Below are 20,539 nucleotides of genomic sequence, written 5' to 3' on the forward strand. Positions count from 1 at the left end.
GCTGATCCCGCTATGGCGAAAAATGTGCCATAAACGCGGCGGTAAATGCCGATAAGGCGGTGGCAGGCAAGGCATTGATGCCCGCCGCGGCAGCCCGACCGCCACCGGTAGCAAATTGCTCTGCTAACTGTACCGCGCCAGAGGGACGATTTAACGGCGCGCGGATACTGACCATCCAATCACCGCTCGGCATCGGCGTCAGTACAGCATGCGCACTGTCGGGCGCYTGATTTGCCAGCTGATTGCCTAACATACCACTGATGCGACGCGCCCAAGCAGCATCCGGTAACAGATAAATTTTACCCCCATCTCCAGTGGTTTCAGGCGCTAGCGCTTTCGCGTTATCACGGTCGCTTTGGTAGGCCTCTGCCAAGGTCGTTACAATGTCCGGATAAGCGCGCATAAAGGCATCGGGGGTATCAAAGCCACACAGATGCCGATRTAAGATGGCAGGAGGCATGATGAGATCATCYAGGCTGGCGCCATAGCTATTGTAATTAAGATAGTGGCCAAGCTGTTCAAGCCGATCACGTTGGCTGGCTGCTATTTGTGACTGGTGGGCGAGGGCGTTAGCGGTACGATGGAGATTATCGCCATAGGCACCAACCAGCGCCCATTCTCGATATTGACCGTGCAAAAGTTTATCAATAATTAAGGCGGTGCAGGTGTTCGCGCTGGTATGAATGTGGGCGTGAAGCAAAGGCGATTGAGGCACGGTGCCGCTTTGGTGGTGATCGGCATAAAAAACCTGGGTGCCGGAGGCGAGCAAAGCGTCTAGAGCGGCTTGATTTTTGGCCATGGAGAGATCCATCACTGTGACCTGCTCAGTGGCCAGGGGAACCTGCTTTAACAGTGCAATATCACGTTTTACCCCGGTGATCAGCGTATTGGCTTCAGGGTAGGCAAGACGCCATTGCACCAAAGCCGCTAGGCCGTCTGCATCGCCATTAAATACATCGAAAGCCATCCTACAACGTCCTTTTTGGCTAAGAATTACACCATGGTAACGCGGGGACAGCTGGGGTCCAAGTTATCCATTGACCTCGTCATTATCGACTGGACCTTCTTGTCCGGTAAAGCCAATTAATGAGGCGTTATTTTTCGCCCAGAACACCGCTTGTACACGGTTTTTGACGTTGATTTTCTTAAACACGTTATACAGGTGCGATTTGACTGTGTGCTCACTCACCGCTAAGGCATTGGCGATATCTTGATTTGAGGCACCTGTGACCAAATGATGCAAAATCTGCTGTTCACGGTTAGTCAACACAACCGCCTGTTCGTCAATGGTTTGCTGGTGATGCTGTTGGTAATAATGGATTAAGGCAGCCATTTTATGGCGGGGCAACCAATACTCACCGGAAAACATCTTTTCAACGCCGTGACAAAGGTGATGCACTTCATCCTCTTTTTTAAATACCCCTTTGATAAAAGGCCAGCTCGCCAGCTCTTTGGCACTCAAATCATGAGCATTGAGTAAGGCGAATACGTGTTGCTCGGCAAAGGGTGCTAACGTTTGTTTGAGTTGGTCGGTAGCGGTGTCATCAAAGGCATTGAGATCAATGAGCACCAGTCCAGATCGCGCAGTCAGTTTGGCTGCAATCTCGTGGGGAGGTACGAGTTCAACGGCACAATGTGTTTCTTTTTCTAAACACGTCATTAACGCCGAAACAGACATGCTAGGCTGGGAAATAAGAAGAAGGGTGTAATGGTCTGAAGTGGTTTCTGCTTGGTTCATAAGCATCCTACTGATGATCACTTAACAGGCGTCGCTGCGTGAGAGCTGGGCACTGTCCGTTCACAAACGCCAAGGCGAGGCAAGATTTGTATCAGTTTAAACTATTTTCATTGCTTAGGTATATCCACTTTGTGGTAACGCATTGTTACGCCATTGCAAGCGCAGAATCTGGAACCTGATCGCGTTGAAAAGCTTCGAACCTCGAGGGGGCTCGTGCTAGACTTCATGCTTATTTATCCAGTGAGCGAAATCATTTCGCGCGTAACAGCAACAATGGGAGTCACCTATGGCCAGCCGTGGCATAAATAAAGTCATCTTGATTGGTAATTTGGGCAATGATCCGGAAATCCGTTACCTTCCCAACGGCGGTGCGGTGGCGAACCTAAGCCTCGCGACCTCGGAGTCATGGCGTGATAAAAACACCGGTGAGATGCGAGAGAAAACAGAATGGCATCGTGTTGTGTTATTTGGTAAAACCGCAGAAGTCGCCGGTGAGTATTTGCGTAAAGGCTCGCAAGTGTATATTGAAGGCCAACTACAAACGCGTAAATGGCAAGACCAAAGCGGTCAAGATCGCTACACCACGGAAGTGGCGGTACAGCCGTTTAGCGGTAGCATGCAAATGCTGGGTGGTCGCGGCGGCCAAAACCAAGGCCAGCCAATGCAGCAGCCATCGCAGCAGCAAGGTGGATGGGGTCAACCTCAGCAGCCTCAGCAAAACATGAATCAACAACCACCTCAGCAGCAAGCGGCCCCGCAGCCACAATCTCAGCCTCAGCAGCAGTATAATGATCTGCCTGACTTTGACGACGATATTCCGTTCTAGGCTAGCGTTTTTAACCAACGGCTATCTGAGCGCCATATCGTTATCGACAAAGCTTGATCGACAAAGCGCCCCGTGATTGGGGCGCTTTGTTTTTATGATGTCGTATTGATTCACGGCATGAGATTAGGCAACGCCAGGTCCAGCTTTTAAAAAGTAAGGCAGTTGGGTTGGCGTGGGGCATTTTAATTGGCCCATCACCTGAGTCATTTGTTGAGTGAGCATTTCAATGGCATGCTCACCACCGTGTTGACCCACGGCGCCACAAGCATAAACAAAGGTTCGGCCCAGCAAGGTAAAGTCAGCACCCATTGCCATGGCCTGCGCTACGTTGCCACCGCTTTGTACGCCGCTGTCCATTAACAGTTTAATTTTATCGCCGTATTGATGCTTAATGGTTTGAATCGTGTCTAACGGGGATTCGCCCACATCTAACTGGCGGCCGCCATGATTGGATAGCACCACACCATCTGCGCCCAGCGCAACTGCTTGTGCGACATCCTCAGGGTTTACCAGCCCTTTAAGCACTAATGGCCCATCCCAGTTATCCCGGATCACTTTTAGGCTCTCAAAGTCGACCGCGCCCATCACGGTATTATTCATAAAGTTAGCCAGCTCGCTGGTGGGCATATTCTTGGGCATGTAAGGTTTCAAGGTCTGCATTTCAGGAACACCGGCAAGGAGTGTATGCCAGCTCCAGCTCGGACATTGCATCATTTGCGCGATATTACGAAGGTTCATTTTGGGCGGCATGGCCAAGCCATTTTTGATATCGCGAGGACGATAACCAAAGGTGGGGACATCCACCGTCACCACCAGCACTTTATACCCTGCTCGTTTGATGCGTCCCATCAGATCGTCACGGATCTTGGCATCTGTCGGATTATACAGCTGGTACCACGCCGTGCCCTCAGAGATCTCGGCAATGGTTTCAAGACTCGCTGAGGATACGGTGCTGAGTACATAAGGAAGGTTCGATTTGTAAGCCGCTTTCGCGAGAATTTCTGGCGCTTTTGGCCACATCAGCCCTTGTAATCCGACGGGCGCGACACCGAATGGGGCGGCGTAGTGTTTGCCAAAGAGTTCGACCGATAAGTCAATGTCAGGGGTCGGGGCGAGTAAATCAGATTGCAGCTTTACTTGAGTGAAGGAGCTTGCATTGTGCGCCACCCCAATTTCGTCGTGACAACCGCCACAAAGATAATCAAACGCGAAGGCAGGAATACGCTTTTTAGCTGCTTTTTTAAGCGCAGGCGTATCAGGGTATTGAGGATGATAGTAAGACATAAATATCGTATCGCTGTGAGGTGAGTGTTTAGCCCTACCCTAGCGCAGCAATTGTTAGTGATATATAGACAAAAAATAAAATACTTTTTCCAAAATCGCCTAACCCCTGATAGAACCTAGTCTCCCATAAAAGGGTGGCGCGTGCTAAATGTACAACTGTTTAACTTTTTGTTTAATAAAATCGATAAATAGCTTGGTCTTCGTGTGGTTGTATTCCAACTTGGGGTAATACGCATAAGCCGATGAGCGTGGCTGCTTGAGTGCAGGCAATACGGGAACCAATAAGCCCTGATCAATTTCTTTTTGCACGGTGCCAGCCCCTCCTAAAATAATGCCCATGCCAATGACCGCGGCGCTCACTAAGGCTTCAGGGTTAGGCGAGACAAAGTTCCCCGATAACTGCAAACGTGTGCCATCTTCGAAGACCCGCTCTTGAGGCTGATGGGAGTGACCATAGAGCAAAATATTATGTTGGCTTAGTTGGTCAGGGTGGGTTATCGGCGCGTGCCGAGCAAGATAGGTGGGTGAGGCAAAAAAGCCAGGCTGAAAATCAAACAGCTTTGCCGCAATATAGCTGGCAGAGTTGAAGTACTCGAGCTCGCGGCTGATCACCACATCAAGATTAAGATCAGGGAGCTGTCCTGGGGTCAAGGTGGTGAGCTCAACCTTGATTTTCGGATAAATCTCAAGAAACTCAGCAATAAAGTTGACCAGAAAACGGTTCCCTGTCACCAATGGCGCACCAATACGTAATATGCCGCTGACTTCCCCAAAGGTAGACGTGGTTTCACTGACTAATTGTTGCCAATCGTCGACCCAGGTTTTTGCTCGGTGATAAAAAAGATCACCGGCATCGGTCATCGACAAGCTTCGGGTGGTGCGTTTTAACAGTTGCACGCCAAGCTGGCGCTCAAGCCAACTCAGGCGTTTGGATAAGGCTGAGCTTGAGGTATGTAGTTGCGTGGCAGCTTGTGCTAACGAGCCCTGATCGACCACACAAATAAAGCTTTTGGTACAGGTAATCCAGTCCATGAGTCCTCTTGGGGAAGAAAAGGTAGCCACGGATGGTGGCTAGGCATTCACATTATGATCACTAAGCCTGATAATAGCGGCTACGAGCCCCAAAAGGCGACCTCAGTCAGCAGAGAATCATGGATAGAACAGCTAATGCGATTAAAGTCAGCGGAATGAAGCTGACCAACCGACTCGTTGCATTTGTCACCTTAATCGTGGTGTGCGCCATTTTCGTCTTATTTATTGGTGGCGCTATCAGTTTTCGCCAGCTGGGGATCGACTTTATCTCGCATTACGTCGATGGCATGGTCGAGGTGATTGATCAAGAGATGGCGAGCGAGCAACGAGACAATCAGTATTTTTCACGCTGGTTGCCCAAAATGCTCAAAGCCAGTGACGTGACCTCTTTGACCATCTATTCAGAAACCGGGATCTTGTATCAATACGAACAAATCCAATATCAAACGATCGCCACACAACAAGTTATCACGCGAGATATTCCGCTCGACAGTCATCCTGGTTATGCCGTGAAACTCACATTTGTCCCGCCTTATGCCGAGTTTGCGTATTCGATTGGCCCCCTCTTTTCGTTGTCGGCGGCGATTTTGGTGATTGTCCTTGGTTTAGCGTGGGGGATCGGATGGTTGCGGCGGCAACTGTATGGCAGTGAAGTCTTGGAGCAGCGTGGCCGATTAGTTTTGGCGGGCCGCCTGGATGAGGCACAGCAAGGCGACCCTCGAGAATGGCCTATTCCCGCGAGTGCTGCGTTGAGTCAGCTCATTGAGGAGCTTAAAGAGGCTCGGCAGGAGCGGAGTCGTTTTGACACCTTTATCCGCACAAATACCTTTCTCGATCAGCTAACGGGAGCCGCGAACCGCGTGATGTTTGATAACCGGCTGCATACACTGGCGACCGATGATGCGAGTCAAGGCAGTGTTATTTTAGTCCGTGTTGCCGACTGGGATGAGTTGGTCGCGCAACATGGTCAAGAGGCCGCGGATCACTTGATTCAAGCTATCGGTAACGTGCTCTCTAATGCGACTCAGCGTTTTCCCGATGCCGTGCTTGCGCGTTACTTTGCGTCTGATTTTGCCATCCTATTGGTCAACCAGGCAGGGGATGAAGTGCATCCTTTCTTGGCGCAAATCACCAACGCTTTAGATAAACTGACGCCGTCAGAGGCGTTGGATAAAGATAACTGGTTTCATTTGGGCATGACTTCTTTTGGCGCGGGGGAGCGGCGTGGCCGATTAATGGATGAAGCTGAGCGAGCGCTAAAAGCGGCGGAGCTAACAGGACAAAATGGCTGGTCACAGTTTGATAAACAACTCAGCCGTTTGGATAAACGCGGCAGTGTACGTTGGCGAACCTTACTCGAGTCGGTAATGGCGGGTGAAGGCCCCATGCTCTACCGCCAACCCGTGTTTGCACGAGATGGCAAAACCCGTCTCCATTATGAACTTTTGGGCCGAATTAAAGACGAAAAAGGTAAAGTGTTAAAAGCATCGCGCTTTTGGCCCGGGGTCGAGTGGGTCGGCATGGATGTTACTTTCGACAAGGCTACCGTAGGACGTGCGTTATGGTGGCTAAAAACGCGTGATTATATTGATAACTATGCGGTGAATGTTAGTGCATACTCACTATGTCAGCGCGAATTTGTGATTTGGCTGCGTGATGCCTTGCTACAAACTCCACGCAGTACATTAAATCGACTGCTGGTGGAAGTCTCGGAGGGCGCTTTAGTCTCGCACTTTGATGCCGCGCGACCTTGCTTACGAATGATTGCCGCGTTAGGGTGCCGACTTGTCGTTGACCAAGCAGGCAGAACGATAGTGAGCACTCACTACGTAAAAGATATTCAACCGGCTTATATCAAGCTGCATCGTAGCCTGGTCCGCAATATTCACCAACGCCCTGAAAACCAGCTGTATTTGCGCAGTGTGTTGGGCGCTTGTGAAGCAACCAGCACGGAAGTGCTGGCCGTCGGTGTGGAAACGAATGAGGAGTGGTCCGTGGTGAAAGATCTTGGTGTGGCAGGTGGGCAAGGGCGTTTGCTGGGTGCCGAAATGTCACCGCATCCTGCCCAGAAAAAGCGACGCCGCTGGGGGAAACGATGACGCTTAGGGAAAAAAAAGCACTTCAACAGGGACGTGGATGGTTAGAAGCCGTATTATTAGTCAGTATTTTGTCAGTTCTTGTCGTCATTGCGGTACCTAAGTTCTATGATTATGAAGCCGATGCGAATGTGTCAGCGTTGAAAGGGTTAAAAAGTGGTATTGATAGTGCCTCGACACGGACGTATGCCTTGGCGAAAGCCGAGAAAATCACCGATCAGCCTGCTCAATCACTGACCGTCGACGGTATCGACATAGGCGTAACATATGGCTATCCCCAAATCAGTGCGCTGCCTAAGTTAGTGAGCGCGCTGCAGGACACCACACGTTGGCAGATACGACGATACCCTGAACAAAACCGCGTTGACTTTATTTGGTTGTTCCATGAGCAGCCAGCGCCCGCGTGTTATTTGATGTATCAGGAGGCAACGGCTTCACAACAAGCGTCCACGACGTTGGTGATCGGTGAATCATGCCAGTCACCCGCGGCAGAAAAACAAAGGGAATGATGCGTTTTTGATGGAAAAATCATCAAAATGACAGCGCATTGAAAAAAAACACAGATCTCATTCAGGTTTAAAGCACCGTATCTTGCTGCTTACCGTGCGCGTTGATACATTTAGCTCAATTTGTCTGATTTCACAGCTTGCAGGATTAACTGACCATCATGTTTAAGAAACTTCGCGGGATGTTTTCCAACGATCTATCGATTGATTTGGGAACCGCCAATACACTGATTTATGTAAAAGAACAGGGCATTGTTCTGGATGAGCCGTCTGTTGTCGCTATTCGTCAAGACCGCGCGGGTTCTGCTAAGAGTGTGGCTGCTGTGGGTCATGATGCGAAGCAAATGCTGGGTAGAACGCCAGGTAATATTGCCGCGATCCGCCCGATGAAAGACGGCGTCATTGCTGACTTTTATGTCACCGAAAAARTGTTACAACACTTTATTAAGTCTGTGCATGATCATAGCTACATGCGTCCGAGCCCACGAGTGCTAGTGGCGGTGCCTTGTGGTTCTACCCAAGTTGAACGCCGTGCCATTCGCGAATCAGCCGTGGGCGCGGGTGCGCGTGAAGTTTATCTGATTGACGAACCGATGGCCGCGGCGATTGGCGCTGGCCTGCCGGTTTCCGAGGCGACCGGTTCGATGGTGATTGATATCGGTGGTGGTACCACCGAAGTGGCGGTCATCTCGCTTAATGGTGTGGTTTATTCCTCATCAGTGCGTATTGGTGGTGACCGTTTTGACGAGTCCATTATCAATTATGTTCGCCGTAACTATGGCAGCTTGATTGGTGAAGCGACGGCAGAGCGCATTAAGCACGAGATTGGTTCAGCCTATCCGGGCGATGAAGTGCGCGAAATTGAAGTTCGCGGTCGTAACCTTGCTGAAGGTGTGCCACGTAGCTTTACGCTAAACTCCAACGAAATCTTGGAAGCGCTACAAGAGCCGCTGAGCGGTATCGTTTCGGCAGTGATGGTGGCGTTAGAGCAGTGCCCACCAGAGCTTGCGTCCGATATCTCCGAGCGCGGCATGGTGATTACCGGCGGCGGCGCTCTTCTGCGCGATCTCGATCGTTTACTGACCGAAGAAACGGGGATTCCGGTGGTTGTGGCGGAAGATCCACTGACCTGTGTTGCACGGGGTGGGGGTAAAGCGCTTGAGATGATCGATATGCATGGCGGCGATCTTTTTAGCGAAGATTAACGTGACGTTGCCAACAAACAGGTTGTTTTCATTATGAAACCTATGTTTGGCAGAGGACCGTCTCTGCAATTACGCCTGTTTTTCGCGCTTCTACTATCAGTCAGCCTTATGCTGGCTGATAGTCGTCTTGATGCTTTTGCTGGGGTCCGCTATTTCCTCAACACCTTGGTTGCACCGCTTCAGTATGCATCGAATGTGCCTCGTGACACCCTTGATGAATTAGTGATGCAGTTTCGCGCTCATCAACGTGTAGTGGCTGAAAATCGCGCTTTACGCAAACAAGTGTTGCAGCTCGAAAGTGATCAGCTTCTATTGGCACAGACAGAGCGCGAAAATCAACGCTTACGTGAGCTACTCGGATCGTCGTTTATTCGTGATGAACGAAAAATGGTCGCTGAAGTGATGGCGGTCGATTCTGATCCCTATAAACACCAAGTGATGCTCGATAAAGGACGCACCAATGGCGTGTATGAAGGGCAGCCAGTGATCAATGAACACGGGGTCGTCGGACAGGTTGCTTATGTCGGTGCGCATAATAGCCGTGTCTTGTTACTCACTGATCCTACTCATGCGGTGCCAGTTCAAGTGATGCGCAATGATATTCGCGTGATAGCGTCTGGCCGTGGGACCACCGCCTATATCGGTTTGGATAATATTCCGAGTAGCACGGATATTAAAGTGGGTGATAAATTAGTGACATCCGGGCTTGGCGGCGTCTTTCCTGAAGGCTATCCGGTGGGCACGGTGACAGAATTCTCGTTTGATAATAAACGTCCCTTTGCGCAAGTCACCGCGACAACCGCAGTAAAATTCGATCGGTTACGTTATCTTCTTTTAGTCTGGCCAACCCCAGAAAAAGCCGATAATGCGCCCTCCGATCGGCCTATGAGTCAATCGTCATCTGAGCAAGAAAACCCGTCATCTGACTCTACGCCGTCGTCAGGTAGCGAGGGAGAATCACCATAATGGCAAATGTGACATTTCGTGGCCAATTGGTTATTTGGCTCTCCTTCATGGTTGCGTTGATTTTGCAGGCCGCTCCTTGGCCCGGTGAACTGGCGCCTTTTCGTCCTTCTTGGGTCTTGCTCGTCGCATTTTACTGGGTTCTGGCGTTACCACATCGAGTGAATGTGGGGACAGCGTTAGTAGTCGGGCTGTTATGGGATCTGATGTTGGGCTCCACCTTGGGCGTTCGGGGGATGACCATGGCCATTTTGATATATATTGTCGCGCTTAATTTTCAATTACTGCGCAATATGTCCTATTGGCACCAAGCGCTTTTACTGTCTTTACTGACCTTGGCTGGAAAATTGATCGAGTTCTGGGCGGAGTATTTAGTCTCTAACGTACAGTTTAATCCTGAACAGCTTTGGGCGGGTGTGCTTAACTTTATACTGTGGCCCTGGGTGTTCTTACTATTGCGCCGGTTACGCCGTCGGTTTGCCATTCGTTAGCGAGGGACTATGCATTGTGATTTATACCTGGCCTCGGGATCGCCTCGACGCCATGAACTGCTCACCGAAATGGGCGTCAACTTTTCCCGTGTCGTCATCGATGTAGAGGAAAAACAAAACGCGAGCGAATCGCCCTATGCCTATGTCTCACGCTTGTCGCAAGATAAAGCGCGAGCCGGCGTGATACAAACGGGTGGGCACATCCCGGTACTTGGCGCGGATACCATTGTGGTTGATGGTGACCAAGTACTGGAAAAGCCGATAGATCAAGCCGATGCAACCCGGATGCTTAAACAGCTGTCTGGGCGAGAGCATCAAGTGATGACGGCCGTGACAGTGGCAAATGCCATCAAGCAAGTCACCACCGTTGTCACCACCAAAGTCTGGTTTTGTTCACTGACGGATAAGATGATTGATGCTTATTGGCAGTCGGGGGAGCCCGCGGATAAAGCCGGTGCATACGCGATTCAAGGATTGGGCGGTAAGTTTGTGACCCGTATCGATGGAAGCTACCACGCCGTCGTTGGTTTGCCACTGTATGAAACCGAGCAACTGCTCAAACAATTTTCGGTCTGAGCGCACCAACGAGTGGCGCTAGGCCCCACTTTTGAGACATCGGGGAAACCATGAGTGCGGAACTGTTAATAAACGTCACACCCAGTGAAACGAGGGTGGCGATGGTAGAGGGGGGCAACCTCCAAGAAATTCACATAGAACGTGAAGCGAAACGCGGAATTGTAGGCAATATCTACAAAGGTAAGGTCAGTCGTGTTTTGCCTGGAATGCAGGCAGCCTTTGTCGATATTGGCTTAGAGAAGGCCGCGTTTTTACACGCCTCTGATATTGTTCCTCATACCGAATGCGTATCAGAAAACGAGAAACAGCAATTTCAAGTTCGCGATATCTCCGAACTTGTCCGTCAAGGGCAAGATATTGTGGTGCAGGTGGTGAAAGATCCGCTAGGCACAAAAGGCGCGCGTTTAACCACTGACATTACCTTGCCCTCGCGCTATCTGGTTTTCATGCCTGGCGCTGCCCATGTGGGCGTATCGCAACGGATCGAGAGCGAATATGAGCGCAAACGCCTAAAAAGCATCGTCAGTGAGTATTGTGACGAGCTGGGTGGCTTTATTATTCGCACGGCCGCTGAGGGCGCAACAGATAATGAAATGGCGCAAGATGCCGCCTTTTTAAAGCGATTATGGAACAAGGTATTAGAGCGACGCGCCCGATATAAAACCAAGTCCATGCTGTATGGCGAGCTTGCGTTGGCGCAGCGCATTGTCCGTGACTTTGTCGGCACTGAGTTAGACTTGATTCGGGTCGATTCCAAACAGGCCTATGAAAAGCTACAAGAGTTTACCTCCGAATTTGTGCCTGAATTAGCCGATAAGTTGGCGTATTACGACGGACAAGCGCCCATCTTTGATATGTATGACACGGAAAACGAAATTCAACGATCGTTAGAGCGTAAAGTACAGCTAAAATCGGGCGGCTACCTGATCATCGACCAGACGGAAGCGATGACCACCATCGACATTAATACCGGCGCCTTTGTTGGACGCCGCAACCTCGATGAAACCATTTTTAATACCAACATTGAAGCCACTCGCGCTATTGCACGTCAGCTTCGGATGAGAAATCTGGGCGGGATCATCATTATCGACTTTATCGATATGAGCACGGATGAGCATCGCCGTCGTGTGCTGCACTCGCTTGAGCAGGCATTGAGCCAAGACAGAGTAAAAACCAACATTAATGGCTTTACCCAGTTAGGCTTGGTCGAAATGACCCGTAAGCGGACACGAGAAAGCATCGAACACGTGCTGTGTGGCGGGTGTCCGACGTGTGACGGGCGTGGCTCGGTCAAAACCGTGGAAACCGTCTGTTATGAGGTGCTGCGAGAAATTACTCGGGTCAATCGTACCTATGATGCGGATAAGTTTGTTGTCTATGCCGCGCCGGCAGTCATTGAAGCCCTTGCCGGCGAAGACTCTCACCTTGTGGCTGAATTGGAAATATTTATTAGTAAGCAAGTCAAAGTGAAGTCAGAGCCTTTGTATACACAAGAACAGTTTGACGTAGTAATGATGTAAGCCATGGCTTGGGTGAGAAAAAGTGTCAGCTGGTTAATAACCAGCGTGATCAGCATGATAGTCATCACCGCCTTATTGATAGGCGGTTTGCGCTTTCTATTGCCCAATGTTGAGCTTTTGCAAGCGCCGTTACGGCAATGGGTGTCTGAGCAGACGGGGTTCAGTGCGCAACTTGAGGGCATTGCCGGGCAGTGGCGTAATTTGACCCCTTCACTGACATTAAAAAATGTCTCTCTAGCGACGAGCGATAATGGATCGGCGCTTTTGATGGCTCAGCATATTGATTTACAGCTTGATGTCTCCGCGACACTGATGCGTTGGCAACCGGTTTTTTCTCATGTAACACTCGATGGCCTGGTGCTGGATACCGGTCAATTGCCAGAAAAAGACACGGGTACCAATGTGCGTGCCCGGCTTGAAGATCTCTTCCTTGCCCGTTTGGGCCAATTCTCGATACCGAACGCCAAAGTCATCCTGGTGACCCCATCGCTTGAAACAGAAGTATTAACTATCAAGGATCTCTTTTGGCGTAATCAAGCAGGACAACATCAGGTACAAGCGCGAATTGGGGTGAAAGGAACCCAGTTAGAAGCCGTACGTGTTAAAGCCGCTTTCACTGAAACCCACGGCGTCGACACCCTGACTGGCGATTTTTATCTTGCCAGTGAAGCGATGGATCTCGCGCCGTGGCTCACGCAAACATTGACGCCCTCAGTGACCATTGATGCGGCGCGTTTAGATGCCCAAGCCTGGGTGCGCGTGGAACGCGGCCAACTCCGTGATGCGTTGTTATCGATTGATGATCTCGCGCTTAAATGGCATGACAGTGCGGAAGAGGCAAAAACCTGGGCGGTGAAAGATAGCCAGGTCCAACTGACCGCAGAAGGCAAACGCGCGTGGCGCGTGGATACGGACGGCATATGGGTGAAGCAAAATGCCACCACAGCCCCTGCGATTTCTCGGCTGTCATGGCAAGGAACGAACGAGCGTTGGCGTCTCAATGCGGCCGACTTGGATATTGCCTTATTACAGCCTTTACTCGGCTTGGTCAGTCAGTCGGAACAACAGCACCGTATAGCGGCGACGCTGGCACCGGCGGGCCAGGTTAAATCCCTCGCATTGAGCAAACAACCGACAATGCCGCTACGCTATCAAGCGACACTGACCGAGGTGTCGGCCGAACGCTGGGGGTATTTTCCGGCGTTTCATGGCTTAAATGCTACCCTATCTGGCGAGGAAGGACGTGGTCAGGCACAGCTTGAACTTGGCGCGCAGTCGCTGCCATACGGCGACTTTTTTCAAGCACCTTTGCCACTTGAACAAGGTCAGCTCACCCTCAATTGGCAACAGACGAACCAAGGCGTATCGATTTGGAGCGAAAAGGCAGCGGTCACCAGTGCAGATGTTCACGGAACCGGCGCCTTTCGTCTCGATATTCCCAAGCAGGGAGCGCCATTTCTTGCGCTTTACGCCCATGCCGATGTGACCGATGCCGGACAAACGTGGCGTTATTTGCCAACGCGCGCCCTGCCTGAATCACTGACCGGATATTTATCACGTGCCATTCAAGGAGGCCAAGCCGAGGGCAGTGAAATCCTTTGGTTTGGTGCCCTAGATAGTTTTCCATACCGTGAGCATGATGGTATTTTTCAAGCCAAAGTGCCGCTGCGCAATGGGGCATTTAGCTTTGATACCGCCTGGCCGACGCTGACAGAGCTTGATGCGACACTCTTATTCGACAACGCAGGCCTGACGATTGAGGGTGATCATGTTCGCTTAAACGATGCCGTCAGTCGTCAGGTTCAGGCAAACATTGTGGACATGACCGAGGCAGACAGTCGCCTTGAACTCAAGGCCTCGCTCTCGGCGACAGGAGACGCGGTGCACCGCTATATGCTGGCCACCCCATTAGTGGATACGGTCGGTGCCGCCTTAACTCATATCAACGTCGACGGATTAGTCAATGCGCAGTTAGGTTTATCGATCCCGCTTGATGGTGAGCAACCTCATGCAACCGGCAAAGTGGACTTTGCGGGCAACCAAGTCAGGATTCAAACGCCTGCTATGGCCTTGGACAATGTCTCGGGGGCACTGGCGTTTGACGACGATGGCATCACGGCCCAATCGATGAGTGCTCAGTGGCTGGGGCAAGCTATCAACTTAGATCTTACGGGCGAAGCTGCCTCTGCCGGCTATCAGTTGGATGTAGGTATCGAGGCGGATTGGGACATAGTGCCATTGCTGAACCAGTTATCGCTGCCGCTCAAGCCTTACCTTTCTGGTGGCGCACGTTGGCAGGCTGGGCTCGATCTTACCCTTCATGATACGGGGTTTGACTACCAGCTCGGCATTGATGTCGATACGACACCACTGCAATCAACGCTGCCTGCGCCGCTTCACAAACCGCGCTGGCAAAAAGGGCAGGCGCATATAGAAGCAAGCGGTAACCGTGAAGGGTTAACGGGGCGCGTACAGTTGCCAAATGTGAATTATCAAGCACGAATTAATACCCAAGGTGCGACCCCAGAATTTGTGTCCAGTCAGTGGCAAGTTGGCGATAAACAACCCACACTCCTCGCCACTCGCGGTCACCGCTTTGATCTGGCACTTGCACGCTTGGATGTAGACGCATGGCACGCAGTGTGGAAACACGTGCGGCAAGCATGGCCGGATCGGCAACATCAATACCCTGGCTTACCGATACCGCAACGTGTGAATGTCAAAGTCGATCAACTTTCGGCCGGGAAGCTCGCTTTTCATGACTTATCAGTGGCCGCGCGTCAAAAAGCGAAGGGATGGCATGTGCTGGTCGGCAGTCAGGAGCTAAGCGGACAAGCAAACTGGCCAATAGAAGGTCGTTTAGCTGTCGATATTGATCACTGGCATATCAATCGACAGCCGTCCGACCAGACCCAACCTACCGACGCACCACTCTTTCAGCCTGTGGATCCCCAAGCCACGGCTGTAGACAAAGCCTTACTGGCCGCCATTCCACCATCACGCCTTACGATTGATGATCTTTGGTTAGAAGGGTATCGACTGGGACGTGTCGAGGCCGTTGTCAATAAACACGATCAGCAGCTAACACTGTCGTCACTGACGGTAAAAAGCGGCAATAATCATGCAGCGGCCAATGGGCATTGGCGGATAGATAAACAAGGGCGTCATCAAACCGCATTGACGTTAGCACTGGGTGGCGAAAGTACCTCGGATCTCATGGGACGATTTGGCGTCAGTGGTGGGATCCAAGATGCAAGCTTTACCACCCAAGCCGCACTGAATTATGCCGGTTTACCTTGGCAAGCTGATATATCCAGCCTCAATGGCGAGGTAAGTGCGGATATCCAAGACGGTTATATCAGTGGTGTTGGTGGCGCGGGCAAACTGTTAGGGTTATTTAGCTTAGATTCTATTTTGCGTAAAATTCAGCTCGATTTCTCGGGCGTGTTTAACGATGGGCTGGCGTTTGATGACATCACGGGGCGGGCCGTAATCACAAATGGCGTCTTGGTCACCGATAATATCCGCATGGATGGCATTGCCGGTGATATGGTTATCAAAGGTATTGCCAATTTAGTGGAAAACCAAGTCAATGCGGATGTGCGTTTTACGCCGGATATTACCTCAGGGATCCCGGTATTAAGTGCCTTTGCGGTTACGCCGCAAACCGCGCTGTATGTACTCGCGGTGACGACAGCAATTTCTCCGGTGATGGATGTGTTTACCCAAGTACGCTACCAGGTGACAGGTTCTATTGGCACACCAGATATTCGGGAAGTGTCGCGTAACCAAGAAGCGTTAGCCCTTCCCCCCGAAGCGACTGAACGATTGCGCGAGCAGGCAGAAAAAGCCAAGGAGTGAGCATGATGAAAGCCGGTGTTATCCAAATGACATCCAGTGCCGATCCCGCCCATAACATGAAGACACTGCAAGCCAGTTTGCACCGACTCAGTGATCAAGGCGTGAAACTGGTGCTGACCCCAGAAAATGCGTTAGTGTTTGGCGGGAAACGTGATTATCAACGTCATGCTGAACGATTGGGCCATGGCCCGTTACAGCAACAGCTTGCCGAGTTGGCGCACCAGTACGACCTTTGGTTAGTAGTGGGCGCTTTTCCCATCCAAAATGACAACGGGCTGCTGAGCAGTACCAGTTTAGTGTTCGATAATGCCGGGCATCTTCGGGGCAGCTACGATAAATTACATTTGTTTGATGTCGAGGTGGCTGATGCGCATGGCCGGTATCGAGAATCAGATTACTTTGCCGCGGGCGACCAACTGTCGACGGTGAATACGCCCTTCGGTTGCCTAGGGTTGAGCATTTGTTACGATCTACGGTTCGCGCCTTTGTACCAAGCGCTACGCGCGCAAGGGGCCGACGTCATCACCGTGCCGGCAGCTTTTACCCGCGTGACCGGTCAAGCGCATTGGGAGCCCCTGCTACGCGCTCGGGCAATTGAAACCCAGTGTTGGATTATTGCCGCAGGCCAGTGTGGCGAGCACAGTAAAGGCCGGCAAACCTGGGGGCACTCGATGATTATTGATCCCTGGGGGCAAGTGGTCACATCCCTGGGGCGTGAACCCGGGGTGACGTGGGCAGAGCTTGATTTTAGTGTCAGTGAATCCATTCGGGGCAAGATGCCCGTACTGTCTCATACCCGGTTGCAAAGCCAACTGAAATAGCGCACCCTCGGCGCGTTATCTTTTTCTTTCGGCTGCCAGCTCGGCGGCCACAACCAAGAGTAAGCGAATGAGTCTGGAACAGGTCGAAGAAACCTTACTGCGCCCGGCGGGCGTGAGTGAGTCGCAGCTTCATGCGACGCTGGCGCACTTAAGCGGTCGCCAGATTGACTATGGCGATATTTTCTTCCAATCCACTTGGCATGAATCGTTAGCGCTGGAAGACAGCATTATTAAAGACGGCTCCTTTAATATCGACCGTGGTGTTGGTGTCAGAGCAATTAGCGGAGAAAAAACCGGCTTCGCCTATTCGGATCAACTTACCATTGATGCGCTGATGCAAAGTGCGACTGCGGCGCGGGGCATTGCACCTGTGGGTGGACACGGTAAGGTCAGCGCCTTTCGTGCCGTCCAAGCGACCCCTTACTATGGGCCCATTGATCCGCTGGGAAGCCTGACGCGTGAGCAGAAAATTGATTTATTAAAAGAAATCGATAGCTATATTCGTGCTAAAGAGCCACGCGTCAAAGAAGTGAATGTCAGTTTAAACGGCTTGTATGAGCAAGTGCTGATTGCAGCGACGGACGGTACCTATGGTGCCGACATTCGTCCTTTGGTGCGCTTATCGGTCTCAGTGTTAGTTGAGCAAGATGGTCGTCGTGAGCGCGGCAGTGCTGGTGGCGGTGGCCGCTATGGTTACGAGGTCTTTTTGCACGAGCAGGCGGGTAAGTCGCGCGCGTTGCAATTTGCTGATGAAGCTATCCGTCTCGCGCTGGTCAACCTTCGTGCAGACGCGGCACCAGCAGGGACGATGCCCGTGGTGTTGGGCGCAGGTTGGCCGGGCGTGTTGCTGCATGAAGCGGTCGGTCACGGGTTAGAAGGAGACTTTAACCGCAAAGAGTCATCGGTATTTACCGGTAGCCTTGGTGAGCAAGTAACCTCTCCTCTGTGTACCATCGTTGATGACGGCACCATGAATGATCGTCGCGGCTCGCTGAGCATCGATGATGAAGGGGTGCCAGGCCAGTACAATGTATTGGTCGAAAATGGCGTACTCAAAGGCTATATGCAAGATAAGCATAATGCCAAACTCATGGGTGTGGCGCCCACCGGGAATGGTCGTCGCGAGTCTTATGCACACTTGCCGATGCCACGCATGACCAATACCTATATGTTAGGTGGAGACAGTACCCCTGAATCGATCATTGCCAGTGTTGAGCGAGGCTTATATGCGCCGAACTTTGGCGGCGGGCAGGTCGATATCACCTCGGGGAAATTTGTATTCTCCACGTCAGAAGCTTATCTGATTGAAAAGGGTGAAATCACTACTCCGGTGAAAGGCGCGACCTTAATTGGCAGTGGTGTTGAAGCCATGCAGCAGGTATCGATGGTGGGCAATGATCTGGCGATTGATCCTGGCGTTGGAGTTTGCGGGAAAGCCGGGCAAAGCGTGCCTGTTGGTGTTGGGCAACCGACATTGAAATTAGATGCGATGACCGTCGGTGGTACCGAATCTTAACCAATCTACGCCAGTGCGAGGCACTGGCGTATTGTTTTATAGGCTTTGGTCGTAAAAGCCTTTGAGATATTGGAAGATCTCGCGATAGGCCTTGGGCGGCTTATTTTGCTGTTGCTCTTTTTGAGCCTGACGTGCCAACTGGCGTAAACGCTGACGGTCAGCATCAGGATACTGTAAGAGCGCATCACTAATCGCACTATCGCCCTGATCGATAATACGATCGCGTAGCTGCTCAATTTTTTGTAGCGCCATGCTATGTTGAGCATGTTTGTTCTGCAACTTATCGAGCGCTGCTTGTATCGGTTCAGGGTCGCGCGATCGCATCAATTTGCCCACGTACTGGAGCTGGCGTCGACGGGCTTCGTTTTTTAAACGTTGTGCGTCGAGAATCGCAGAGAGCAAGTTGTCATCAAGCGGGAATTTTTCTAATACCGCGGGTTTGAGTTTAACCAGCGCTTCGCCGAGCGATTGTAAAGCAAGCATATCGCGCTTCATCTCGGACTTGCTAACCCAGATGATTTCTTCCTCTTCCTCCCAGGGAGCGGGTTTATTTTTACGGCCCATGTTCAACCTCAGTGAGAATGTGCAATGACACGTATGTTAACAAGAAACGCGCCCAAACGCGGGCTTTTTTATCATAGCCTCGCTGAGCTCACGATGTCGAACTCGAATGCGAATCAAAAAGGTCAACTATGAGTGTGAAACAACAGGTCGCTGAACAAGAGCAGCAGCTTCGCCAAGCGGTAAGTCGTGCGCTAGATATGGCGTCGGCGCGAAGTGAACAAGCCGAAGTCGCTATCACCAAAAGTACCGGCATCAGTGTAAGCTCGCGAATGGGCGAAGTCGAAAACGTTGAATTTAATCAAGATGGTGCGCTCGGCATCACCGTGTATCGCGATCAGCGTAAAGGCAGCGCCTCCACCACCGATTTATCTGAAAAAGCGATAGCTAAAACGGTCGAAGCCGCGTTAGAAATCGCGAGCTATACCTCGCCCGATCCCTTTGGTGGTCCGGCGCCGAAAGACTTGATGGCGTTCGACTACCCGGATTTGGACTTGTTTTATCCGGATGAGCCCGAACCGGATACCGCCGCGGCATTGGCGATTGAAGCTGAGCAAGCAGCTCTGAATCATGACAGCCGAATCAAGTTCAGTGATGGTGCCAGCTATGACAGTCACTATGGGATCCGAGTATATGGCAATAGCCACGGTATGCTCGGGAGCTATCCGTCAAGTCAACAGGCGCTAAGCTGCTCGGTGATTGCGCAAAGCGAGGGCGGTATGGAGCGTGACATGAGCTACACAGTGGCGCGTGACAAAGCTGATTTATGGACCCCTGCATTTGTCGGGGTTGAAGCGGCCAAACATGCGGTTGCCCGTTTGAACCCGCGCAGTGTCTCGACATGCCAAGTGCCCGTGATGTTCGATCGTAGTGTCGCAACGGGGTTGTTTGGTCATTTGGTCATGGCGATTAGCGGATCGGCACTGTACCGCAAATCCTCGTTCTTATTAGACAAAAAGGACGAGCAGATATTTCCGCATTGGCTCACTATTAATGAATTGCCCCATGTGCGTAAAGGGGCCGCCAGTGCGCCGTTTGATAGCGAAGGGGTGATCACACAAGACAGACGCATTATTGAGCAAGGGATCTTGAAAACCTACCTAGCGACCAGTTATGCCGCCCGTAAGCTAGATATGGCACCCACAGGTCATGCCGGCGGGATTCATAACTGGTACGTGAGCCACACAGGCCAAGATACGGATGCCATGCTTAAAACATTAGGAACCGGATTGCTGGTTACCGAACTGATGGGGCAAGGTGTTAACCCAGTCACCGGCGATTACTCACGCGGTGCCGCTGGTTTTTGGGTGGAAAAGGGCGAAATACAGTACCCAGTCAGTGGGATCACCATTGCGGGTAACTTGAATGACATGTTTGCCAATATCGTCGCCATCGGCACTGACATTGAAACCCGTAGTCAGATTCAAACCGGGTCGATCATTATTGATTCAATGAAGGTGGCTGGCGAGTAAGGTGTTTTAGCCACTCGACCACGACCCTCTGCAATCAGGACGTAGCGCTGCAATTAGGACGAGGTAAAAAA

The 20,539-nt window shown here is 51.4% G+C and carries 17 protein-coding genes; 12 read left to right on the plus strand and 5 right to left on the minus strand.

Annotated features, from left to right (window positions below):
• Positions 1–10: 10 nt before the first annotated feature.
• Both BZG77_RS00060 and BZG77_RS00065 read right to left on the minus strand, forming a co-directional pair.
• Positions 11–967: an acetyltransferase gene (locus BZG77_RS00060; RefSeq protein ID WP_077645721.1), complete on the minus strand. Its 957-nt coding sequence runs from the start codon at positions 965–967 to the stop codon at positions 11–13.
• Positions 968–1,030: 63 nt separating this feature from the next.
• Positions 1,031–1,738, minus strand: coding sequence for a LuxR C-terminal-related transcriptional regulator (locus tag BZG77_RS00065; RefSeq protein ID WP_077645722.1), 708 nt, complete (start codon positions 1,736–1,738; stop codon positions 1,031–1,033).
• A gap of 286 nt (positions 1,739–2,024) precedes the next feature.
• Here BZG77_RS00065 and BZG77_RS00070 point away from each other — a divergent pair, with 286 nt between their 5' ends.
• The gene (locus tag BZG77_RS00070) at positions 2,025–2,564 is read left to right on the plus strand and encodes a single-stranded DNA-binding protein (RefSeq protein WP_077645723.1); all 540 of its coding nucleotides are present in this window, start codon (positions 2,025–2,027) and stop codon (positions 2,562–2,564) included.
• Positions 2,565–2,687: 123 nt separating this feature from the next.
• On the opposite strand, the gene BZG77_RS00075 is transcribed toward BZG77_RS00070, so the two are convergent.
• Together BZG77_RS00075 and BZG77_RS00080 are read right to left on the minus strand one after the other, a co-directional pair.
• Positions 2,688–3,848 carry an alpha-hydroxy acid oxidase gene (locus tag BZG77_RS00075; protein WP_077645724.1) on the minus strand — a complete coding sequence of 387 codons (1,161 nt, stop codon included), beginning with the start codon at positions 3,846–3,848 and terminating at the stop codon, positions 2,688–2,690.
• 144 nt (positions 3,849–3,992) lie between these two features.
• Positions 3,993–4,880: a LysR family transcriptional regulator gene (locus tag BZG77_RS00080; protein WP_077459909.1), complete on the minus strand. Its 888-nt coding sequence runs from the start codon at positions 4,878–4,880 to the stop codon at positions 3,993–3,995.
• Positions 4,881–4,999: 119 nt separating this feature from the next.
• Between BZG77_RS00080 and csrD the strand changes: the two genes are divergently transcribed.
• The 10 genes from csrD (at position 5,000) to tldD (ending at position 18,435) form a co-directional block, all read left to right on the plus strand.
• Entirely contained in the window at positions 5,000–6,979 is a 1,980-nt protein-coding gene (gene csrD / locus BZG77_RS00085) for an RNase E specificity factor CsrD (protein WP_021022702.1), read from the plus strand.
• Complete coding sequence (locus tag BZG77_RS00090) at positions 6,976–7,485, plus strand: hypothetical protein (RefSeq protein WP_077645725.1); 510 nt, start codon at positions 6,976–6,978, stop codon at positions 7,483–7,485. Before csrD ends, BZG77_RS00090 begins: the two co-directional genes overlap by 4 nt.
• Positions 7,486–7,643: 158 nt before the next feature.
• Positions 7,644–8,687 (plus strand): rod shape-determining protein, encoded by a 1,044-nt coding sequence (locus BZG77_RS00095; RefSeq protein ID WP_077645726.1) that lies wholly within the window; start codon positions 7,644–7,646, stop codon positions 8,685–8,687.
• Between the two features lie 33 nt (positions 8,688–8,720).
• Positions 8,721–9,653 carry a rod shape-determining protein MreC gene (gene mreC, locus BZG77_RS00100; protein ID WP_077645727.1) on the plus strand — a complete coding sequence of 311 codons (933 nt, stop codon included), beginning with the start codon at positions 8,721–8,723 and terminating at the stop codon, positions 9,651–9,653.
• Entirely contained in the window at positions 9,653–10,141 is a 489-nt protein-coding gene (gene mreD, locus BZG77_RS00105) for a rod shape-determining protein MreD (protein WP_021022698.1), read from the plus strand. Before mreC ends, mreD begins: the two co-directional genes overlap by 1 nt.
• 9 nt (positions 10,142–10,150) lie before the next feature.
• Positions 10,151–10,717 (plus strand): Maf family protein, encoded by a 567-nt coding sequence (locus BZG77_RS00110; RefSeq protein ID WP_021022697.1) that lies wholly within the window; start codon positions 10,151–10,153, stop codon positions 10,715–10,717.
• A gap of 50 nt (positions 10,718–10,767) precedes the next feature.
• Positions 10,768–12,237 carry a ribonuclease G gene (rng, locus tag BZG77_RS00115; RefSeq protein ID WP_021022696.1) on the plus strand — a complete coding sequence of 490 codons (1,470 nt, stop codon included), beginning with the start codon at positions 10,768–10,770 and terminating at the stop codon, positions 12,235–12,237.
• Positions 12,238–12,240: 3 nt separating this feature from the next.
• A complete protein-coding gene (locus BZG77_RS00120; protein WP_077645728.1) occupies positions 12,241–16,098 on the plus strand; it encodes a YhdP family protein in 3,858 nt (1,285 codons plus the stop codon).
• A gap of 2 nt (positions 16,099–16,100) precedes the next feature.
• Entirely contained in the window at positions 16,101–16,919 is an 819-nt protein-coding gene (locus tag BZG77_RS00125; RefSeq protein ID WP_077459906.1) for a carbon-nitrogen hydrolase family protein, read from the plus strand.
• Between the two features lie 67 nt (positions 16,920–16,986).
• A complete protein-coding gene (gene tldD, locus BZG77_RS00130; RefSeq protein ID WP_077645729.1) occupies positions 16,987–18,435 on the plus strand; it encodes a metalloprotease TldD in 1,449 nt (482 codons plus the stop codon).
• A gap of 36 nt (positions 18,436–18,471) precedes the next feature.
• Here the strand turns inward: tldD and yjgA are convergent, their stop codons facing one another.
• Entirely contained in the window at positions 18,472–18,999 is a 528-nt protein-coding gene (gene yjgA / locus BZG77_RS00135) for a ribosome biogenesis factor YjgA (protein ID WP_021022692.1), read from the minus strand.
• 128 nt (positions 19,000–19,127) lie between these two features.
• Here yjgA and pmbA point away from each other — a divergent pair, with 128 nt between their 5' ends.
• Positions 19,128–20,468 (plus strand): metalloprotease PmbA, encoded by a 1,341-nt coding sequence (pmbA, locus tag BZG77_RS00140; protein WP_077645730.1) that lies wholly within the window; start codon positions 19,128–19,130, stop codon positions 20,466–20,468.
• The last annotated feature ends 71 nt before the right edge of the window (positions 20,469–20,539 follow it).

The sequence above is a fragment of the Salinivibrio sp. IB643 genome, from assembly GCF_001996105.1.
Classification (GTDB): Bacteria; Pseudomonadota; Gammaproteobacteria; order Enterobacterales; family Vibrionaceae; genus Salinivibrio; species Salinivibrio costicola.